This is a genomic window from Microlunatus phosphovorus NM-1, assembly GCF_000270245.1.
Taxonomy (GTDB): Bacteria; Actinomycetota; Actinomycetes; order Propionibacteriales; family Propionibacteriaceae; genus Microlunatus; species Microlunatus phosphovorus.
Window position 1 is genome coordinate 5,647,189 of the sequence record NC_015635.1, and the last position, 18,581, is coordinate 5,665,769.

The window sequence follows — 18,581 nt, forward strand, 5'->3', positions numbered from 1 at the left end:
GCCGTTTCCTCCCGACGAAGAACATTCGATGCCCGATCAGCTCGCCAGCCAACCCGCCGCGGATACCGTCGGTGGGCATCTCGGGTTGGACGAGCTGGCCGACCTGGCGGTGGGAGAGCCACCGACAGACCCGGTCATCGCCGCCGGAGTCGAGGCTCACCTGGCCGACTGTGCCAGGTGTCAGGCCGAGTTCGCGCAAGTGCAGGCCGATCTCGACCTGATGAGCTCTGCCTTGGGGTCGCTGGAGCTGAGGTACGGACCGTCAGCTGACCTGCCGGTGACCGTGGCGGCACGGTTGGACCGGGTGCTGGCCGAGGAGTCCGACGTCGCTGTCTCCCCTTCGCCGGCAACCGACAACGCCGTAGCTGACAACCCAGCAACCGACAACATAGTGCCGTTGCGGCAGCCCACCCCGCTGAAGGCGCCGGCCACCGCTTCCTATGTGAAGCAGACCGGCTTTCTCAAGATCATGCTGGTCGCTGCCGCGGCGGCATCGGTGGTCGGGTTCAGCGGCTATGTGATCAGCGCGTCGGCCGGGATGAACGAGCCTTCGGCGATCTCACCGGTCCAGGTCCAACCGGATGCCCTGGCGTCACAGGCATCCGAGCTGGCCGAGAACCGCGATCTGGATCCCCATCTGTTCTCTGCCGCCTGGCGCTGTGCCCGACAGGTGATCGACGGCCGGATCACCGGGATCACCCCCGTCTACACCGAGGGCGAAGAGACCTACCTCGTTTACACCCGCGCCGGCGGGATCACGTACGCGAGGCTGCTGCACGGCTGCGCCGAGGACACCCCCACGGCAGGTGCTCCGGTCCGCCTCACCGAATAGCCCGCGCTACGCCGCAAAGGCAGTCACGCTTGCCAGAGGCGGTCGATCGGCATGACGTGGAGGCGGTCTTCGTAGGTATAGCTGCGCGCACCGGTATAAAGCACGACGCCGGCAATGAAGGCATCGCCGAGATGGTCACGTAGAGATCGCAGACCCGGAAAGTCACTTCCGCTGGCTCGGCTGGCCGCTTTGATCTCGAACGCGACCACACGGCCGTCATCTGTCTCGATCACCAGGTCGACTTCAACGCCGTCTCGAGTTCGCCAGTGACCCGCGGACGAGATCCCGTCAGTCCAACTGGCCTGTGCGAGGACTTCCCCGACAACAAAGCTCTCCAGCAGATGGCCGAATTGAGTGAGGACGGCGGGATCCTTACTCGCCAGCTTGTCCGAGGTCAGTCGCAGCAGCCTGGCGGCAACACCAGAATCGATCAGGTGCGCCTTCGGCCTCGCCGTGGTCCTCTTCGTCAGTGTGCGATCCCACGACGGCAGCATCCGGACCAGGAAGACCGCCTCGAGGAGACGTATGTAGTCTCGCGCCGTCCTCTCGTTGATCCCGAGATCGCCCGCAAGCTGGGCACCATTCAGCACCTGCGCGGTCTGTCCAGCGAGTCGTTCGAGCACGAGCGGCAGCAGGTGCGCCTGCCGTACACGAGAAAGTTCTTCGACGTCACGTTCGAGGGTGAGCCGGACCCATTCATCGATCCACCGTGAGCGTGCGGACGCATCGTGCGCTGCCAAGGCGAGAGGAAACCCTCCGCGCGCTACCCGGTCGACGTAGTCCTGCCTGGTGCTCGTCGATGCCGGGGCGACAATCGCTTCAGCGGGTCCGTTCAGTAGGCCGAGGAGGAGATCACTTTCTGAGTGCTCGAGCTCGACCTGAGACAGCGGTAGAACCGGGAGACGCTGCAGCCGACCGGTAAGTGCTTGCGCCGCCCGCGGCAGCGACTCGTGACGAGCCGACCCGGTCAGTACGAACTGCCCAGGTCGGCTCGACCGATTCAGCCGTGCCTTGATGGCATCCAGCACGATCGGCGCATGCTGGTACTCATCGATGAGCACTGGGCCAGGACCGTCGACCATCGCCGCGGGATCCCGGCGCACTGCGGTGCGCATGTCGACATCATCAAGATCGAGGACGTCGCCGCCGAGTCGCCCGGCCAGAGCCATCAGGAGAGTGGACTTGCCAACCGTGCGCGGGCCCTCGAGCAAGACGACGGGGCTCTCCGCGCAGCGGTCGATCGCGACCGGAAAAATCCTGCGTTCGACCAGGTCACCGCTAGTTTCCATTAGTCAACCATAGTCGAGTTGCCGAACTGCCGAGGCTTGAGTTGCCGAACTGCCAACCCTTGAACTTCCGATCTGCCGCGACACGAACTGCCGAACTGCCAGCTTCGCCGCCAACCAGGCGTGACCCTGGGGGCCGGCGGGTCGGCACCGAACCCATGCCGGAATAGCGCTCGACCAGCGAACGTTGCTCGCGTGCGACGAGGATGCATCGCTGTAAGGTGGCCCAGACCGCGACCGGCCCAAAGGTCGGCGCGTCCGACGGGCTCTCCTTCCCCAGCGCGTCCCAGTCGCAGGAACCGAGCAGACGAGTATTCGAGAGCAGGACGGATGAGCCCCAACACCTCCACCGAGATTCGTGACGTCATCATCGTCGGCAGCGGACCGGCCGGCTACACCGCCGCGGTGTACGCGGCCCGGGCCGACTTGAAGCCGCTGGTCTTCGAGGGGTCGATCACCGCCGGCGGTGCGCTGATGAACACCACCGAGGTGGAGAACTTCCCCGGTTTCACCGACGGGATCATGGGCCCGGAGCTGATGGAGAACATGCGCGCCCAGGCCGAGCGCTTCGGCGCCGAACTGGTTGTCGAGGACATCGCCGCAATGGATCTGACGGGTCCGGTCAAGACGGTCACCGACGGGGAGGGGAAGATCTACTCCGCTCGCACCGTGATCCTGGCGACCGGCTCGGCGTACCGCAAGCTCGGTATCGCCGACGAGGACCGGCTGTCCGGGCACGGTGTGTCCTGGTGCGCCACCTGCGACGGATTCTTCTTCCGTGGCAAGGACATCGCAGTCGTCGGCGGCGGCGACTCGGCCATGGAGGAGGCGACCTTCCTCTCCCGGTTCGCGAACTCGGTGACCGTGATCCATCGCCGCGATCACCTGCGGGCCAGCAAGATCATGGCCGCCCGCGCGGAGAACGACCCGAAGATCTCCTTCGCCTGGAACAGTGCGGTCACCGCCCTGCACGGCGAGAAGTCGCTGGAGTCAGTGTCCCTGCGCGACACCGTGACCGGTGAGGACCGTACGTTGGAGATCCAGGGTCTGTTCATCGCGATCGGCCACGATCCCCGCTCCGAGTTGATTCAGGGTCAGGTCGACACCGACGCCGAGGGCTACGTCCTCACCGAGGGCAAGAGCACCCGGACCAACCTGGTCGGTGTCTTCGCCTGTGGTGACCTGGTCGACCACACCTACCGGCAGGCGATCACCGCGGCCGGCAGCGGGTGTGCCGCCGCCCTGGATGCCGAGCGCTACCTGGCCGACTTACACGACGCGGCCGAGGTCGAGGCCGCCGCCCTCGCCGAGACCGTCACTGTCTAACCCTTGCCCCGGATCGTCCACCGTCCGCCGCCAGTGAGAATTCTGGTGTTCTGTCCACGTCGACGGTGGACCAGATACCGGAAATCCACCTAAAGAATCACCTATCGAGGAGCAGTCACATGAGCGCAGTCACCGAAGTCACGGATGCCAACTTCGAGGAGGTCGTCCTCAAGTCCGACAAGCCGGTCATGGTCGACTATTGGGCCGACTGGTGCGGTCCGTGCAAGCAGGTCGCCCCGATCATCGAGGAACTCGCCAAGACCTATGGCGACAAGGTGACCTTCGTAAAGATGGACACCAACGTCAACCCGGTGACCCCGGCAAACAACCAGGTCCTCGGCCTGCCGACCATCCAGGTCTACACCGGTGGCGAGCTGGTCAAGGCGTTCACCGGCGCCAAGCCCAAGTCGGTCCTGCTGCGGGCCATCGAGGAATACCTCTGATCTCCTTCCCGAGCGGCCGAACCCCGACCTGATCTGCTCGATCTTGTCGGATCTGCACTGGCTAGAGATAGAGCAAGACCGACAAGATCGAGCAAGTCCGGGCCTTCTGCCGAGGGCGTACATTCAGGAACTGTGACGACTTCGGGTTTGGTCGCTGGGCTGGCGGCATTCGGTCGAGACGACGTGTCAGTGGTCGGCGGCAAGGCTGCCAACCTGGGTGAACTCATCGGTGCCGGGCTACCGGTGCCGCCCGGTTTCGTGGTGACCACCGCCGGCTATCAGGCGTACGTGGCCGCGAATGCGCTGCAGGATCGGATTGTCGCGCTGGTTCCCGACGCCGGGCTCGGCGACGACCAGGCGTACGAGGATGCTGCGGCCCAGATCGCCGAGCTGTTCGCCGGCGGCACCATGCCCGACGTGTTGCTGCAGGAGATCACCGACGCCTACCGCGAACTCGGTGAGCCGGCGGTGGCCGTACGCTCCTCCGCCACTGCGGAGGACCTGGCCGATGCGAGCTTCGCGGGTCAGCAGGACACCTACCTCAACCTGGTCGGCACGGCCGCCGTGCTGAACGCGGTACGCCGCTGCTGGGCATCACTGTGGACGGCCAGGGCGATGGCCTATCGGGCCCGGCAGGGCATCGACCCGGCCGAGGTGAGCCTGGCCGTTGTGATCCAGACTCTGGTCGACGCCGCGTCGTCCGGGGTGATGTTCACCGCCGACCCGGGGACGGGCCGCCGGGACCTGGTGCTGATCAGTGCTGCCTGGGGACTGGGCGAGGCCGTCGTCGGTGGGCTGGTCAACACCGACCAGCTCACCCTGGCCGGCGAGGATCTCACGATCAGCGATCGGCATACCGCCGACAAGACGGTCCAGACGGTCCGCACCACCGACGGCACCGCCGAGATCGAAGTGCCGGCTGATCGGCGCAGTGCCGCCGTCCTGGACGACACCGCCGCACGTACCCTCGCCGGGCTCGGGCGACGGATCGCCGAGCACTTCGGCAGTCCACAAGACATCGAATGGGTGCGCAGTACAAACGGTGAGCTGCTGATCGTGCAAGCCCGCCCGATCACCGCCCTGCCGGACCCGATCGGTCCGGTGCCGACGGATTGGCCGGTGCCTCATGACCACGCCTGGTACTTCCGGGCCAGCATCGTCGAGCAGCTGCCGGATCCCCTGACACCGCTGTTCGCCGAGGTGATCGACCCGGCGGTCACGGGCTCGATCACCTCCTTGATGAACGAGTTCATCGGGGCCGGGACGGTGCGGCCCGGCGATGTTCGGCTGCCGACCGTCAACGGCTATGCCTACTACGAGTACGCCAACGACAGTCTGTGGCGGGTGGCGCGCAAGTCGCCCGCCGCGTTACGCGGGGCGTACGGCCAGAAGGGCTTCGGCGGCCGGGCTCGGTGGGAGAACGTCTCCCGTCCCACCTATCAGGCCGCTGTCGACAGCTGGACCGGCCGCTCGCTGCGGGAGCTCAGCGCCGCCGAGCTGCTGGACGGCGTCGCCGAGCTGGTCCTGGCCGGCGCGATCTACTACACCGCGGTGCAGACGATCATCCCGCTGGCCGCGACCGCCGAGATCCTGCTGACCAGGTACTACGACGCGTTCATCCGTCGCGATGGGGACCCGCCCGCCGCGGGCCTGCTGCTCGGCTTCGACAGCGAGCCGATCCGTGCCGAACGGTCGCTGTGGGATCTGGCTCGTTGGGCACAGCAGCGGGCAGCACTGGCCGCCTGGCTGACGGCGACACCCGCCGATCAGGTCGTGTCGGCCCTGGGCCTCGGATCGGTCGCCGCGGACGAAGAGCTGCCCGAAGGCCTTGAATCCGAGGCGGCGGAATTCGCGGCGCGCTTCACCCAGCACCTGGATGCGTACGGGCACGCGGTCTACAACCTGGACTTCGTCAACCCGGTGCCCGCCGACGACCCAGCACCGCTGATCGACACGGTCCGGCTCTATCTGCAAGGCCAGGCCGGAGATCCTTACGAACGGCAGCGGCGGCTGCAGCAGAAACGGGATGCGGCCACCGTCGTCATCCGACGCCGGATCGACCCGGTACGCCGCGGCCAGTTCGACTGGCTGCTCCGGCGAGCACAGGCGATCGCGCCGATCCGCGAAGATGCGCTCGCCGATGTCGGGCTGGCCTGGCCCCAACTCCGCCGGATGCTCGCCGAGCTCGGGCACCGGCTGGTCGCGGCGGGCGTGGTCGAGCAGGTCGACGACGTCTACTGGTGCCAGCGTGTCGAGATCGAGGCAGCACTGGCCGATGGTGATCGCCACGACCTGCGGGCCCTGATCGAGCAGCGTCGGGAGGTCTGGCGCGGGCAGCGCCGGGCGACTCCACCCCAGCTGTTGCCCCAGGGCACCTGGATGGACAAGCTGGGCAGCATGATGCCGGCCACCATGACCGAGCAGACCGGCGACGTACTCACCGGCATCGGCGCCAGCAGTGGTCGGGTTACGGGCACCGCCCGAGTGCTGACCGGGCCGAGCGACTTCGCCCGCCTGCAGCCGGGCGAGATTCTCGTCGCCAGCATCACCACTCCGGCGTGGACCTCGTTGTTCGCCCGCGCCGGCGCGGTGGTCACCGACATCGGAGGCCCGTTGAGTCACAGCTCGATCGTGGCCCGCGAGTACGGCATCCCGGCCGTGCTCGGCACCGCGGTCGCCACCCGCCGGATCACCGACGGGCAACAGATCACGGTCGATGGGGACACCGGCAAGGTGTATCTGGCCGAGCCGGCCTCAGCTCTGGTCGGTCCCGAGCATCGCCGTTTGAATCGCTGGTTGATCGCCGGCGGCACGGTTGCCGCGGTCGCCGGCAGCGCCGCCGCGGCGGTCATTCAGCGCCGCCGTCACCGCTGACTCACGCCCACTCCGGGTACGCACCTGTGAGCCATCGCACCTGCCTGCGCCACGTTCGCGAAATGGTCTGCGTCGATGCCCGCCGATGCCGTCGAGGAGGCCACTGCGGCAGGCTTCGACGGGCAAAGCCTGATGGACTGACACCGGCACACGATCTCCACGCGTGGTACACGAGCGACGACTTGGTTGTTGTTTCAGTTTCAGCATAGGTAGTATGTCTTGTGTGAGGGAGCGAGAGATTTACCCGAGCGCGCCTATCGTTCTGATGGCGATCGAGGTGCGGCACCCGCTGTGCGAACCACTTGACCGCAAGCAGGTGACGGACATGTCAGCGCGGGTCAAACACCTGCTGCCTCTGCCGAGTGAGATGAACGAGGTCTCAGTTACCGTGCAAGCTGGCTCCGATGGCCCACCAGTACAGCAGCAGGTCGTCAGGAGCTTCCCGCGGTGGACGAGTCGCGACAAGCGAACTGCCCTCTCGGTCCGCCCGGACAGCCTGGTGATCGAAACCACCAACTACGGCAGCTACGACAGGATGCGTGAACTACTCGACATCGTGCTCCTGGCCCGCCTGGCCGTCGCAGCCCCAGCCGGAGTCGAGCGGATCGGGCTTCGGTACATCGATGAAATCAGGGTTCCAGCAGAGAACGGCAGCAGCGTTCCCACGTGGGAGCAGTGGGTGGACGCCTCCTTGCTGGGACCCGCGCACGTCGGTGCGGAGCTGAGCCTCGTACCGGTTGTCAACGAAGGGGTCTTCGTTTTCTCGGGAGGCAGCGATCACGCACTGGTTCTCAGGTACGGCGCGCAGAGCGACTACGCCGTGCAGTCGACGCCCGACCTGCGTCGCCCACTCCCGCCTCCGGGGCCCCTGTTCAAGTTGGACATCGACAGCTTCTGGCAAGCAGCCGACGAGGTACCAGAGTTTGACGTGGATCTCATCCTGCGCCAGGCCGACGCACTACATGAGCCGGTGCGAGGGGTGTTTGAGAGCGTGATTACCGATCGACTACGAGAGGAAGTGTTGCGAAATGACTGACACGTCGGTGCGAAACGCCGCTGTCGAGTCGGCGTTGGGAACGCGCGCAACCGCGGGCGACTCCACGTTCCGTCGGAACCTGACGGAGACGCGACTCACACCACCTCGTCTCACGACGACGGAAGTTGGCGGAATCCGGGGCGTAGCCCGCGCACTCCGCGACGATGTCGACGACCTTCACAAGCGCACCCACGAAAACGAGTGGCGCAAGGCGGCAGCTGAACGCGGCAAGGCCAGCGTGATGTCAATGCTTACGGAGCTTGCTGATCTCGGATTCGCTTGGCGCGACATCGCACGGATGGTCGGCGTGAGCGTGCCCGCAGTGCAGAGGTGGCGGAAAGGCGAGAAGGCATCGGGTGACAGCCGCCATCGGATTGCAAGCTTGCTTGCTGCTTGCGACCTGATCACAAGTCACTACATGGTCGACGAGATTGCATCCTGGTTCGAGATGCCACTCTCTTCTTCTGCTCCCGTCACGCCGATCGTGCTCTACGCAGCTAATCGCGCTGACCTTGTTTTCGAGTTTGCGAGCGGTCACGTAGACCCCGAAGCGCTGCTGTCGGAGTTCGACCCCGACTGGCGCGAACGGTACCGATCAGACTTCGAGGTCTTCGAGGCGGGCGACGGCAACCGCTCGATTCGCATGAAGGGTTGATCTTTGAGCAAAGACCTCGAATCCCCGTACGCAGAGGGTGTCTCAGACTGGGACGCCCTCTACCGTGCGCGCGGTGACGAGGTCTCGGCGACCCGACCGATCTTCACAGGTGACATCTTCACCGGAGTGCTCCTGCCCGGATCGACCGGCAAGACCAAGGCGCGCTCGGTTGTAGTGCTTCAACACCCTTGCTCAATGCGCACGAACGGGGTCGACCTTGCCTGGCAGGTCCTCGTTGCCGAGGTGACTAATCGCAAGGAGATCGACGAACCCGGCTGGACGGACGGAAACTTCAACCTGATGCCGCTGCCCGACATCCGGCCCGACGTGACGACCCAGAGCCAGCACCAGGCGGCGAACTTCGACAACCTCTACACAGTGGCACCCGCCGACTTGACCTCGCGAATCGCCTCTCTGTCACCGTTCGGAGTGAACCTCCTTCTTCAGCGCTGGGTGCACTACAGCTCCCGTGTCGTGGTGCCCACCCACACGTTCCACGAGCAGACCGTTGCCTTCTACGAGGAAGCCGACCTGATCGAGGACTGGTGCGACGAAGCGGGCGGCGATGATCTACGGGAAGAGACCCAGGCGTGTCTGGACTGGTTGCGCGCCGACCGGGACGGCTCGACCTATCAGGAACTGCTGAAGAACCCGCAGTCACACAGCATGATCCGCCGCGCGATGCGCCAAGAACTGAAAGAACGGAACCGCGCTGAGAACAACAGACCTCACGAAGGTTCAGGCAACCCTGTGGGGTTGTCCCCACCATTGCGTCACTTCGAGTGACTACCTGCCAAGGGCCACTCCTCCCGGTTCTGGCGGGAGAAGCTCCGACACAGAGATCCCCATGACCTCGGCGAGGGCGACGACGGTGCGTAGCCGGGGGTTGGCCGGAGTTCCCGGGTTGGACTCTCCCTTCTCCAACTTGCGGTAGGTGAACGCGGTAATGCCGGCGGCGACTGCGAGCCGCTCCTGGCTGAGGCCGTTTCGCACGCGCTCGCGGTGAAGTCGCACCCCGAGTTCGCGGGCGTAGGCAGCCCACGAGTCGCCATCGGGAGTGCGAGGAACCACAAATCGAGCCTGTCGGCCCTGTAGGGTTCACATGCGCATGTATACATGCTGATTTTGAGTGGATGACGCTCTTCCGCTCTCGGTGAGAGGTGACACCAGTGGTTGAACCGCAGTCCGGAAGCGACGCTGCCGAGGAAGTGCAGTATCTGACCCAGGTGGTCAAGACGATGCGCGGCAGGGAAGCCCGCACTAGGTCGAAGATGGAGAACCAGGGCTGGGAGCTCGTCTCCCAGAACCAAGGGACGCTCCTGACAGGGATGATCTTCCGACGCCCGAAGCCGAAGAACCCGCTGCTCCAGATCTTCCGAGCCCTCTCATCGGCTTGGGCGTCATTTCGACGCCTGGCGCCCAAGAGTCAACTGATCGCATCTGGTGTAGTCGCAGCCGTTCTGCTGGCAGGGATCGTCGGTGTCTCCGTTGCGGCATCGGGAGGTGGAGCGGCCCCGGAAGCCGCTCCCGCTGCTCCGACTCCGACACCCGAGGCGACCCCAACCCCTTCGCAGATGCCAACGCCGTCGGAGACTCCTTCCGAACCGACGATCACTGACATCACCGTCGACAAGCTTCTCGACAAGCTGAACTCCCCTGGCATGGGCGGAATCCAGCTCGGCGATCAGTTCAGGGTGACCGCTGAGCTGTTCGAGTCCGATGCTTGGGGAAAGGGGGCATCGGGAGACTACTCGGTGATGCTCAAGGCCAAGGACGGTGCCGACGACTTGCTTGTCTTCGTGGAGGAGTCCGACGCAGACGAGTGGACCGACGGGACGAAGGTCGAGATGGTTCTGGAGACGGTCGAGGTGACGATCAGCGGCGAGACGACAGATGGATGGCTGAAGGCTCGTTCGGTGAAGACATTTTCCGAATAACCTCCAAGGAGGAGAAGGGGGCCGCGTCAGGTGCAGACCTCCTCAAAGCGCTGAAGGACCATGTGGAGGGGCTGAACGGGGCAGCCGGCGCAACTGTTATCGACAGCATCGAGAACGGCAGCACAAGGGACGTCTACTACATCAACCTGAATCTCATGTTGGCGTCTGCCACGACGCTAGAGGCTCAGACCCTCATCCGGACGATCAACCAGCAGCTCGTCGATCGGGCCAAGGCTGAGGGCGCGGGCACAGTCAGCCTGAAGTACTACCTCGCCGGATCTGTTGTCGCCGAGAACCGGCGCATCATGGATCCCTCGGACGTGAGCTTCAAGGGCGTCCTGGACAACTAAGGGCCGCGACTACTCGCCTCACGAGTTGGCAGCGCGTCGTTTCGTCGTCACAGGTTCCGCGTCCGCACACACCGTGCCCTGATGCACCCCGAGCCGGCGGGCAATTTGTGATCACGTGGATGCCGTGTGGTCGTTTTCAAGGACTGGGAGGCGATCCTGACCTAGAACTCCCCATCCTCGATCCGGGCCCCTCCCCGGCGACAGCCGAGCTCAGAAGTTGTCCGGGCAATAGGGCTTGATCGGCCAGTCGAAGGCCAGAGCCATTTCCGCCACCGATCCCGGCGTGTGCTCGGTGACCAGTCCCGCGCGATGCAGCGCGGCCAGGGAAACCCCGCCCAGATAGATCGCGCCGAGTTCACGGATGCCCAGCCTCAGATCCGGCTGCCGATTCTCGACCCGAGTCACCTGAGCCGGCGAACCGGCTTCAGCCACGATCCGGAAGACGCCCTGGTTGTGCTCCAACAGCTGGTCAGAGACCTCGATCACCAGATCGAGCGCGGTGCTGTAGCGGCGGGACTGCAAGGCGCGGGGCAGATCGACGATCCGGACATAGACGCTGTCACTGAACACCATGTCCAGAGCGCGCGGATCGGCGAGTAGGTGGCGGAGTGGCTCATCGACGGCAACACTGCTCACCTTGAGCCGGCGGATCAGATCGAGATCGAGCAGGAATCGCCACAGCGCAGCCCTGGCCGGCGTGTCGACCGCATCGATCTCGACGACCTCCACCTCGCCGGCCACCTGTTCGCCGTTCCAATCCGAGCAGACCTTGAACCGGGCGTAACCGGCGAGCTCACCAGACGCTGCGGAGTACAGGGCGTACCGAACTGCAGGTGAGCCGTGCCGATCCTCAGGTCGGTCGAGCAGATCCCGCTCCCAGAACACCGCCGGCCGGTCCAACGCACCTGGGCGATCCGGCAACAGCCGAGCATGCAGGGTGGGCGTCGCCGCGGCGAACTCCTCCTTGGTCACCTCCTCGACCCAACCGTCGCCTACCTCGGCCCACGGCCCGAACTCCAGGTCCCGGGTCTGTCCGCTCACCAGCAGTCGCGGGACCGCGCTGCCATATCCGAACCGGCCGTAGATCGACGACTCCGAGGCCCAGAGCAGGGCCACCGGCTCCTGACGGCGATGCAGGTCGGCCAGCTGGTGTCGCATCATGGCCGTCAGCAGGCCCCGTCGACGATGAGTGGGCGCCACAGTGACGGTCGTGACCGCTCCGATCGGCACCGATCCGCCAGGCGTGGTCAGCTGACGGGTGTAAGCGGCACAGGTCGCCACCCATCGCCCGTCGACGGTGAACCCGAAGCACCGGTCGAACTCGAACAGCCGCCGATCGAGATCCCAGCGATCCAGACTGAGATTGTCGCTGTGGAAGCCGCGAATCACCGCGCGCAGAAAGTCCTGTCGCTGCTGCTCGTCCGGACCCGCCTCGGTCAAGGTGGGCATCGGCGGTCGGGGACGGTGAGTGCCTGCCATCGGACCAGTCAACAGCGTCCGCAGGCGACGCCGCCACCGGGTTACCGAGTCAGAAAGGTCGTGCCCGACGGCAGCGGTCGAGAGCGGTCTACTGCTCCGGCGCCAGTTGCGGTCCGGCGACCCTGGCACCCCGAAGGTTGACGGTCACCGGACTGGAGGTCTCCACCGTCCTGCTGACCGTGCAGAGCCGATCGTGGGAGGCGTTGATCGCCCGATGCAGCACCGCTTCGGCGGCCCGACCTCCGTCGTCATCGGGAAAGCGAATCTGGAAGTCCACACTCAGCTCGACCAGCCGATTGCCGTGCTGATCCCGGATCTTCACCCCGGATGCGTCGACCCGGAACTCCTCCGGCGCACTGCGCTTGCCGGTGATCAGGTCCACGTCGATGGCCGCGCAGCCGGCGATCGCGACCAGCAACAGCTCGACCGGGGTGAAGTCGCCGTCCTCACCCATCCCCAGCGCCAGCGTCGCGCCGCGCTCGTTACGCGCCACCAGGCGCCCCCTGCTGGTCCGCTCCAGGCTGACCTGACGCAATCCGTCACTCATGTCTCGCCGCTCTCCGTCCTTAGGTGGGGTCCTCAGGTGGGGTTCTTCGGTAGGGATCCTCGGGGGGATGGTTGGTGAGGGTCGTCGCTGAGAAGTCATCCGGCCAGACCGGCGCCGGACACCGAGCCACTCGTACGCTGCCGATGCGCCGGCTCGGGCCCGGGAGTCGGCTGGGGCATCAGACCGGTCAGCCGATTCCAGGCCGCCCCGAGATCAGGCAGCCAGCGGGCGGTCGTCTGCAGGTCCATCCGGAGCCGCGGTGTCACCGGATGCTGCCGAACGACGGTGAAGCCGACCCGCTGCAGGAAGCCCACCGGTGGGATGCACGACGGGCTGCGATGGCTGCCGATCGCTTCGATCGCGCGGATGTCTCGCCGCACCATCAGACCGGCAGCGGACTGGACCAATTGACGGCCCAGGCCACGACCTCGCTGAGACTCCTCGACGCGCATGTTCACCAGCACCGCAGCGTCGGGGTGCAGCGGCGTCTGGTCGATCGCACTCAGTCGCGGGACAAGTCGGGCCGGTGCCAGCATCGCGTACCCGTGCACCTCGTCACCGTCCGCAGCAAGCACGCCGCAGTAGCCCCAGCGTGCCGTGACCGCTTCCGCCCAGGCCCGTTTGGCCTCGACCCGGTTGCGGTGCCGGTCCGGCGCGGCCAGTTCGTGCAAGCTCACCTCCCAGAACGTGCAGCGGGCGCACTGATCCGGCAACAGCGCCAGATCCGCTGCCGTCATCGGGCGGAGGCGGCGGGCCATCGTCAGCGATCCTCGGCGACGGCCGACGGTGCTCGAGGCTCCAGCGGCTCCGACGACGCCGTCGGTCCTGATGCCGATGGCTCCGGGCTCTGCGGAGGCAACGCTGACCAAGGATCCGGCTCTCGCGGTCTGGCCAGTCCCGCGAGGAACCCCAGCACCACGCTGCCCAGCAACGCACCCAACAGCCACAGCAGCCATTTCACCGGCCGTGGCAGACGCCGTTCGACCGTTCCGGTCGTCTCGGGCTCCGCGCTCGCCTCCATGCCCCACATCGTAGGTCGGTCGCCCTGCGGTCACCACCTGCACATGTCGCGCGAATGAGGCACCCTTGGAGGGTGACCGACCAGGAGCCTGAGCCCACCCGCGGAAGAGGAGCGTCCCCCGAGCCAGTGACAGCGGCCGACGCCGCCGCCGGCTTGGCGCGCCTGCAGCGCCGCGACACCCGTCTCGACAGCTATGTCGACCGGTACGCCGCCCGTACGCACGGCATGACAGCCTCGGCCATCCGTGCGCTGTTCGCCGTCGCCAACCGGCCCGAGGTGGTCTCACTGGCCGGCGGCATGCCGAACATCTCTGATCTGCCGCTCGACGTGGTCGGCTCCGTGTTGAACGAGCTGGTGGTGAGCGATGGACGCCGGGCCATGCAGTACGGCTCCGGTCAGGGCGAGCCGGTGCTCCGCGAGGCCATCTGTGAGGTGATGAAGCTCGAGGGCATCACCGCGCACCCCGACGATGTCACCGTCACCGTCGGATCCCAGCAGGGGCTCGACCTGGTGACCCGGCTGTTCTGCGACCCCGGCGACGTGGTGCTGTGCGAAGCGCCGAGCTATGTCGGCGCCTTAGGCGTCTTCCGGGCCTATCAGGCCGAGGTCGTCCATGTCGCGATGGACGAGCACGGGCTGCTGCCCGGCGCGCTCGCCGAGGCGCTGGCTGCGTTGAAGACGGCCGGCAAGAAGGCCAAGTTCCTCTACACGATCCCCAACTTCCAGAACCCGGCCGGCATCTCGCAGCCGCTCGAGCGTCGGACAGAGATCCTGCGCGTCGCCGAGGAGGGTGACCTGCTGGTGGTGGAGGACAATCCGTACGGTCTGCTCGGCTTCGACGGCGATCCGGTGCCGGCAATGCGCTCCCTCGACGCCGAACGCGTGGTCTACCTCGGCTCGTTCTCCAAGACGTTCGCGCCGGGCTTCCGGGTCGGCTGGGTGCTCGCGCCACACGCGGTGCGGGAGAAGCTGGTGCTGGCGCAGGAATCCGCCACCCTGTGTCCGCCGACCTTCTCCCAGTTCGCAGTCGCCTCCTATCTGCACAATCACGACTGGCGCGGTCAGATCAAGCTGTTCCGCGAGATGTACCGGGAACGCCGCGACGCGATGCTCGCCGGGCTGGCCGACCACATGCCCGCCGGCACCAGTTGGACGGTGCCCGGCGGCGGCTTCTTCGTCTGGGTGACCCTGCCGCCGGGTCTGGACAGCCATGCCATGCTGCCGCGCGCCGTGACGGCGCGGGTCGCGTACGTGCCCGGCACCGGCTTCTATGCCGATGGCCTCGGCAGCCGGCACATGCGCCTGTCCTACTGCTTCCCCACTCCGGAGCGGATCATCGAGGGGACGCGGCGACTCGGCGAGGTCATGCAGTACGAGACCGACGTGTTGGCGACGTTCGGCACCATGGTCGAGTCGGGCAGTCCGACCGACCGCCTGTACGAGTCCCCAGGAACCAACCAGCGATGAGCTCCGGAGAGAGACGACCGTGACCCTCAGCAGCCAGCCGATCACAGAGACCGCCGTCGTGCTGTCCGGTGGCCTGTCCCACGAGCGCGACGTGTCGTTGCGGTCGGGCCGCCGGGTCGCCATGGCCCTGCGCTCGCGGGGAGTCGAGGTGATCGAGTCCGATGTCGACTCGAATCTGATCGGCCTGCTCGACTCGCTGCCCCAGGCGGTGGTGTTCCCCGTGCTGCACGGCGAAGCCGGCGAGGACGGCGCCTTACGGGAAGTGCTGTCGCTGCTCGGGGTGCCCTTCGTCGGCTCGGTCGGCGCCGCCTGCCGGGTCGCTTTCGACAAGTCGATCGCCACCACGGTGGTAGCCGAGAGCGGCGTGGCCACTCCCACTCAGATCGCGCTGCCGCACGAGATCTTCCGCGAGCTCGGTGCCCAGGCCCTGATGGCGGCACTCGCCGACCAGATCGGGTTCCCGATGATGGTCAAGCCGTCGCGGAGCGGCTCGGCACTCGGTGCCAGCAAGGTCACCCGGCCCGAGGAGCTGCCCTCGGCGATGGTGGGCGCGTACGCGTACGGCTCGGTGGCCGTGATCGAGCAGTTCGTGTCCGGCGTGGAGGTCACGGTCACGGTCGCCGACCGAGGCGACGGTCCGAAGGCGCTGCCCGCCGTGGAGATCCGGCCGGACTCGGGCGTGTATGACTACGCCGCGCGCTACACGGCAGGCGCGACCCGGTTCCTGTGCCCCGCTGAGCTCGATCCAGCGGTAGCTGAGGCGTGCGCGTCCGTGGCGTTGCGGGTGCACGACGTGCTCGGACTGCGCGACCTGTCACGGACCGACCTGATCGTCACCCCCGACGGGGTGCCGACGTTCCTGGAGGTCAACGTGGCTCCCGGCATGACCGAGACGTCGGCCGTGCCGCTCGCCGTCGAGTCTGCCGGCTGGAGCCTGGGCAAGATGTGCGCCGACCTGATCCGGGTTGCGGCACGTCGAGGTGGACGCGTGCCGGCGGAGCCCGTCGCGTGACCGCCTCGCTCTCCTGAGGTCTCTGGGATGACCCTGCTCAAGCAGCTCGGCATCATCGTGCTCGGCTGTGCGATCGGTGCGGGCATGGCGTTGATGGGGATCTGGCAACTGGACGTCTATCACCGGCAGGGAGCCGAGGCCTCAGCCGCCCGGGCGAGCCAGGCGCCGGTGCCGCTGACCAGTGTCGCGGCGCCGGGGACCAGGGTGACCGAGGGGTACGGCCGGGCGGTGGAGTTCACCGGCAGCTATGACCCCACGCTGCAGGTCCTGGTGCCGCTGGACGGCTCCCCCGCCCAGTTCCGGGTCGTGACCGCCCTGCACCTGTCCGGCGGTGGGACGCTCGCCGTCGTCCGTGGGCTCGCCCCGGCTGACTCCGGCGAGGCGCCATCGACATCAGTCGGCGAGGTCACCCAGACGGGAGTGCTGCTCCCGTCGGAGGAGGCCGGCGACGGCATGGCCATTTCCGGATCGACCTCACGGCTGCCGTCGGTACGGATCCCGCTGCTCGCCCAGACCTGGCCCGGCCCGATGGTCGACGGCTTCGTCGTCTTGTCGGCTAGCGGTGCCCAGGCGGAAGGCTTGGAGCCCGCGCCCTTGGTGCTGCCCTCAGGCCAGGGCCGGCTCCGCAACGGCGCGTACGCCGCCCAGTGGTGGATCTTCGGCCTGTTCGCCATCCTGATGAGCGTCAAGATGGCCCGCGACATCGGCGAGAAGACTGAACTCGATTCCACCCTCATCCGCTAGCCGCTGATTTTCGATAATCTGCCACACAACAGATGACGCCGTGCCTGACTGAGCGCAGTGGGCTCTTCTGTGCGGCAGATTCTCGAAAACATTACCCGTACTAATTGGGCACTCTGAGCCGCTCCGCCAGTTCGGCATGCCCGGCGTGAGCGGCCCAGTCGGCCGGTGTCGCGGAGAAGTCACGATCGCGACGCGTCTGGTCCGCACCGTGGGCCAGCAACCAGGAGCACGCGGCCTCGTCGCCGCGCCACGCTGCCTCGTGCAGCGCGGTGCGACCATCCGGCCCGGTGTCGTCGACGCCGAAGCCCAGTTCGAGCAGCCGTTGGATCGCGCCGACGTCGTGCAGCTCACCGGCCAGCCGCACCGCCTCGGGTCGGCGTCCGACCAACGCCGGACCGTGCGACCGCAGCCCGTCCACCGCTGCCCCGTCGCCGCCCAGTGCCGCCGCCAGCAGCAGATCGACGTCGTCCAGTCGCGCACTGCGACCACCAGCGTCGGCGAGCAGCGCCGCGGCCGCGGCCTGTCCGTGACGGACAGCGACCTCGTACGCGGTCTGGTCACCGAGGATCGGGTGGTAGCCCTGTGTGTTCGGGTCGACCCCGTACGCGAGCAGCACCCGGACCCGCTCGGTGAACCCGGCGGCCGCAGCCGTGCGCAGGTGCTCACCCACCATCTCAGCCGGCGAGGGATAGGCCGAACCGAGCCGCTCTCGCCACGGCGAGGGACGGGGTTGACCGGCACCGTGGGAGAGCAGTGGCAGCAGGTGGGAGTCGTCAGGCCGGAACTGCCGGTTGTAGAAGCCCTGGTTGTCGTTCGGGTCGGCACCGGCGTCCAGCAGCATCGTCGCCAGCACCTCCGCTTTGGGATGGACCGGCTCGTCACGCTCACCGCCACCGAGCACCCCGGTGAGCGCAGTGAACGGTGACGGCAGCCGCCCCCAGAGGAAGCCGGCGTTCGGGTCGGCGCCGGCATCGAGCAGCACTCGGAGGGTGGCGACCGGATCACCGAGATCGAGCCGGCCGTAGCAGAGGTAGAGCAACGGTGGCCAGCGGTGCGGCCCGGTCAGCCGGTTCACCGCCGCTGAGTCACGACGGAGCAGCTCCGCCAAGGCCGCAGCGGCACCGCAGACGGCCATCGTCGCGGCGGTCGCCTCGGCGAGCCCCGGGTCGCCGCGGAGGAGGGCCGGTGCCCGGGCGGGCTCATAATGCCCGGTGTAGGTCAGGCAGGCCGCCCGGAGGAACGCGTCGACGGGGTCGTCGGAGTCCGCGGTCGCCGCCGGCTCCCGGCCCCATTCCGCCAACGTGGCGAAGTGCTGGCGCAAGCGTGACCACCCGGCGAACCCGTACGCCCGGGCGAGCACCCGCTGAGCACGAGCCAGCGTGACGGGTCCGGAACCCGGGTCATAGCGGGTGAGGAGGGCGACCGCCTCCGGGTCGCCGATGTCTGCGCGGCGCCGCAACTGCTTCGCCTGCTTGCGGAGTCGCTCCAGGTCAGGGCGGTCCGGGAGTCGATAGGGCACGGTGGCCTCCTTCGCTGGTCCCGATGTCCGCGCCGTCGGGGCGAAAGAGGTGG

General features: G+C 67.0%; 19 protein-coding genes and 1 pseudogene. 12 read left to right on the plus strand and 8 right to left on the minus strand.

Annotation, left to right across the window (positions count from 1 at the left end):
- The first annotated feature begins 28 nt into the window (after positions 1 to 28).
- Entirely contained in the window at positions 29 to 832 is an 804-nt protein-coding gene (locus MLP_RS25645; protein WP_013866147.1) for an anti-sigma factor family protein, read from the plus strand.
- Between the two features lie 23 nt (positions 833 to 855).
- On the opposite strand, the gene MLP_RS29140 is transcribed toward MLP_RS25645, so the two are convergent.
- On the minus strand, positions 856 to 1,572 hold the full coding sequence (locus MLP_RS29140; protein ID WP_231851513.1) for an ATP-binding protein: 717 nt from the start codon (positions 1,570 to 1,572) through the stop codon (positions 856 to 858).
- Between the two features lie 189 nt (positions 1,573 to 1,761).
- Positions 1,762 to 2,121: pseudogene (locus tag MLP_RS29145) on the minus strand (AAA family ATPase); the annotation flags it as partial.
- A 327-nt stretch (positions 2,122 to 2,448) separates the two neighbouring features.
- On the opposite strand from MLP_RS29145, the gene trxB reads away from it, so the two are divergent.
- The 6 genes from trxB (at position 2,449) to MLP_RS26930 (ending at position 9,238) form a co-directional block, all read left to right on the plus strand.
- The gene (gene trxB / locus MLP_RS25655) at positions 2,449 to 3,444 is read left to right on the plus strand and encodes a thioredoxin-disulfide reductase (protein WP_013866149.1); all 996 of its coding nucleotides are present in this window, start codon (positions 2,449 to 2,451) and stop codon (positions 3,442 to 3,444) included.
- 119 nt (positions 3,445 to 3,563) lie between these two features.
- Complete coding sequence (gene trxA / locus MLP_RS25660) at positions 3,564 to 3,887, plus strand: thioredoxin (RefSeq protein WP_013866150.1); 324 nt, start codon at positions 3,564 to 3,566, stop codon at positions 3,885 to 3,887.
- Positions 3,888 to 4,019: 132 nt separating this feature from the next.
- A complete protein-coding gene (locus MLP_RS25665; protein WP_013866151.1) occupies positions 4,020 to 6,761 on the plus strand; it encodes a PEP/pyruvate-binding domain-containing protein in 2,742 nt (913 codons plus the stop codon).
- Between the two features lie 214 nt (positions 6,762 to 6,975).
- On the plus strand, positions 6,976 to 7,797 hold the full coding sequence (locus MLP_RS25670) for a TIGR04255 family protein (RefSeq protein WP_013866152.1): 822 nt from the start codon (positions 6,976 to 6,978) through the stop codon (positions 7,795 to 7,797).
- Complete coding sequence (locus MLP_RS25675) at positions 7,790 to 8,452, plus strand: hypothetical protein (protein WP_049804686.1); 663 nt, start codon at positions 7,790 to 7,792, stop codon at positions 8,450 to 8,452. Before MLP_RS25670 ends, MLP_RS25675 begins: the two co-directional genes overlap by 8 nt.
- A gap of 3 nt (positions 8,453 to 8,455) precedes the next feature.
- Entirely contained in the window at positions 8,456 to 9,238 is a 783-nt protein-coding gene (locus tag MLP_RS26930) for a hypothetical protein (RefSeq protein ID WP_013866154.1), read from the plus strand.
- Here the strand turns inward: MLP_RS26930 and MLP_RS25685 are convergent, their stop codons facing one another.
- Positions 9,239 to 9,523, minus strand: a complete 285-nt coding sequence (locus MLP_RS25685; protein WP_013866155.1) for a helix-turn-helix transcriptional regulator — start codon at positions 9,521 to 9,523, stop codon at positions 9,239 to 9,241.
- 503 nt (positions 9,524 to 10,026) lie between these two features.
- Between MLP_RS25685 and MLP_RS28235 the strand changes: the two genes are divergently transcribed.
- Positions 10,027 to 10,389, plus strand: a complete 363-nt coding sequence (locus MLP_RS28235) for a hypothetical protein (RefSeq protein WP_156821307.1) — start codon at positions 10,027 to 10,029, stop codon at positions 10,387 to 10,389.
- Positions 10,350 to 10,739, plus strand: a complete 390-nt coding sequence (locus MLP_RS25695) for a hypothetical protein (protein WP_156821308.1) — start codon at positions 10,350 to 10,352, stop codon at positions 10,737 to 10,739. Before MLP_RS28235 ends, MLP_RS25695 begins: the two co-directional genes overlap by 40 nt.
- Positions 10,740 to 10,949: 210 nt before the next feature.
- Here MLP_RS25695 and MLP_RS25700 read toward each other — a convergent pair whose 3' ends face one another.
- The 4 genes from MLP_RS25700 to MLP_RS28420 form a co-directional block, all read right to left on the minus strand.
- On the minus strand, positions 10,950 to 12,218 hold the full coding sequence (locus MLP_RS25700) for a GNAT family N-acetyltransferase (RefSeq protein WP_013866158.1): 1,269 nt from the start codon (positions 12,216 to 12,218) through the stop codon (positions 10,950 to 10,952).
- A gap of 88 nt (positions 12,219 to 12,306) precedes the next feature.
- A complete protein-coding gene (locus tag MLP_RS25705; protein WP_013866159.1) occupies positions 12,307 to 12,765 on the minus strand; it encodes an OsmC family protein in 459 nt (152 codons plus the stop codon).
- Positions 12,766 to 12,860: 95 nt separating this feature from the next.
- Positions 12,861 to 13,523 carry a GNAT family N-acetyltransferase gene (locus tag MLP_RS25710; RefSeq protein WP_013866160.1) on the minus strand — a complete coding sequence of 221 codons (663 nt, stop codon included), beginning with the start codon at positions 13,521 to 13,523 and terminating at the stop codon, positions 12,861 to 12,863.
- 2 nt (positions 13,524 to 13,525) lie between these two features.
- The gene (locus tag MLP_RS28420) at positions 13,526 to 13,786 is read right to left on the minus strand and encodes a hypothetical protein (RefSeq protein WP_013866161.1); all 261 of its coding nucleotides are present in this window, start codon (positions 13,784 to 13,786) and stop codon (positions 13,526 to 13,528) included.
- A 126-nt stretch (positions 13,787 to 13,912) separates the two neighbouring features.
- Here MLP_RS28420 and MLP_RS25720 point away from each other — a divergent pair, with 126 nt between their 5' ends.
- From MLP_RS25720 to MLP_RS25730, 3 genes are read left to right on the plus strand one after another with little or no spacing between them, the layout of a single operon-like run.
- Complete coding sequence (locus tag MLP_RS25720) at positions 13,913 to 15,253, plus strand: aminotransferase-like domain-containing protein (protein WP_013866162.1); 1,341 nt, start codon at positions 13,913 to 13,915, stop codon at positions 15,251 to 15,253.
- 40 nt (positions 15,254 to 15,293) lie between these two features.
- Positions 15,294 to 16,265: a D-alanine--D-alanine ligase family protein gene (locus MLP_RS25725; RefSeq protein WP_041793577.1), complete on the plus strand. Its 972-nt coding sequence runs from the start codon at positions 15,294 to 15,296 to the stop codon at positions 16,263 to 16,265.
- Between the two features lie 27 nt (positions 16,266 to 16,292).
- On the plus strand, positions 16,293 to 17,009 hold the full coding sequence (locus MLP_RS25730) for an SURF1 family protein (RefSeq protein ID WP_013866164.1): 717 nt from the start codon (positions 16,293 to 16,295) through the stop codon (positions 17,007 to 17,009).
- 100 nt (positions 17,010 to 17,109) lie between these two features.
- On the opposite strand, the gene MLP_RS25735 is transcribed toward MLP_RS25730, so the two are convergent.
- Positions 17,110 to 18,528: an ankyrin repeat domain-containing protein gene (locus MLP_RS25735; protein WP_013866165.1), complete on the minus strand. Its 1,419-nt coding sequence runs from the start codon at positions 18,526 to 18,528 to the stop codon at positions 17,110 to 17,112.
- Positions 18,529 to 18,581: the final 53 nt, after the last annotated feature.

What these genes read in the sequence shown, in the direction of transcription:
- MLP_RS25645 (WP_013866147.1), top strand. Translation starts at nt 29, where the DNA reads ATGCCCGATCAGCTCGCCAGCCAACCCGCCGCGGATACCGTCGGTGGG.
- trxB (WP_013866149.1), top strand. Translation starts at nt 2,449, where the DNA reads ATGAGCCCCAACACCTCCACCGAGATTCGTGACGTCATCATCGTCGGC.
- trxA (WP_013866150.1), top strand. Translation starts at nt 3,564, where the DNA reads ATGAGCGCAGTCACCGAAGTCACGGATGCCAACTTCGAGGAGGTCGTC.
- MLP_RS25670 (WP_013866152.1), top strand. Translation starts at nt 6,976, where the DNA reads ATGTCTTGTGTGAGGGAGCGAGAGATTTACCCGAGCGCGCCTATCGTT.
- MLP_RS25675 (WP_049804686.1), top strand. Translation starts at nt 7,790, where the DNA reads ATGACTGACACGTCGGTGCGAAACGCCGCTGTCGAGTCGGCGTTGGGA.
- MLP_RS28235 (WP_156821307.1), top strand. Translation starts at nt 10,027, where the DNA reads ATGCCAACGCCGTCGGAGACTCCTTCCGAACCGACGATCACTGACATC.
- MLP_RS25695 (WP_156821308.1), top strand. Translation starts at nt 10,350, where the DNA reads ATGGCTGAAGGCTCGTTCGGTGAAGACATTTTCCGAATAACCTCCAAG.
- MLP_RS25700 (WP_013866158.1), bottom strand. Translation starts at nt 12,218, where the DNA reads ATGGCAGGCACTCACCGTCCCCGACCGCCGATGCCCACCTTGACCGAG.
- MLP_RS25705 (WP_013866159.1), bottom strand. Translation starts at nt 12,765, where the DNA reads ATGAGTGACGGATTGCGTCAGGTCAGCCTGGAGCGGACCAGCAGGGGG.
- MLP_RS25710 (WP_013866160.1), bottom strand. Translation starts at nt 13,523, where the DNA reads ATGGCCCGCCGCCTCCGCCCGATGACGGCAGCGGATCTGGCGCTGTTG.
- MLP_RS28420 (WP_013866161.1), bottom strand. Translation starts at nt 13,786, where the DNA reads ATGGAGGCGAGCGCGGAGCCCGAGACGACCGGAACGGTCGAACGGCGT.
- MLP_RS25730 (WP_013866164.1), top strand. Translation starts at nt 16,293, where the DNA reads ATGACCCTGCTCAAGCAGCTCGGCATCATCGTGCTCGGCTGTGCGATC.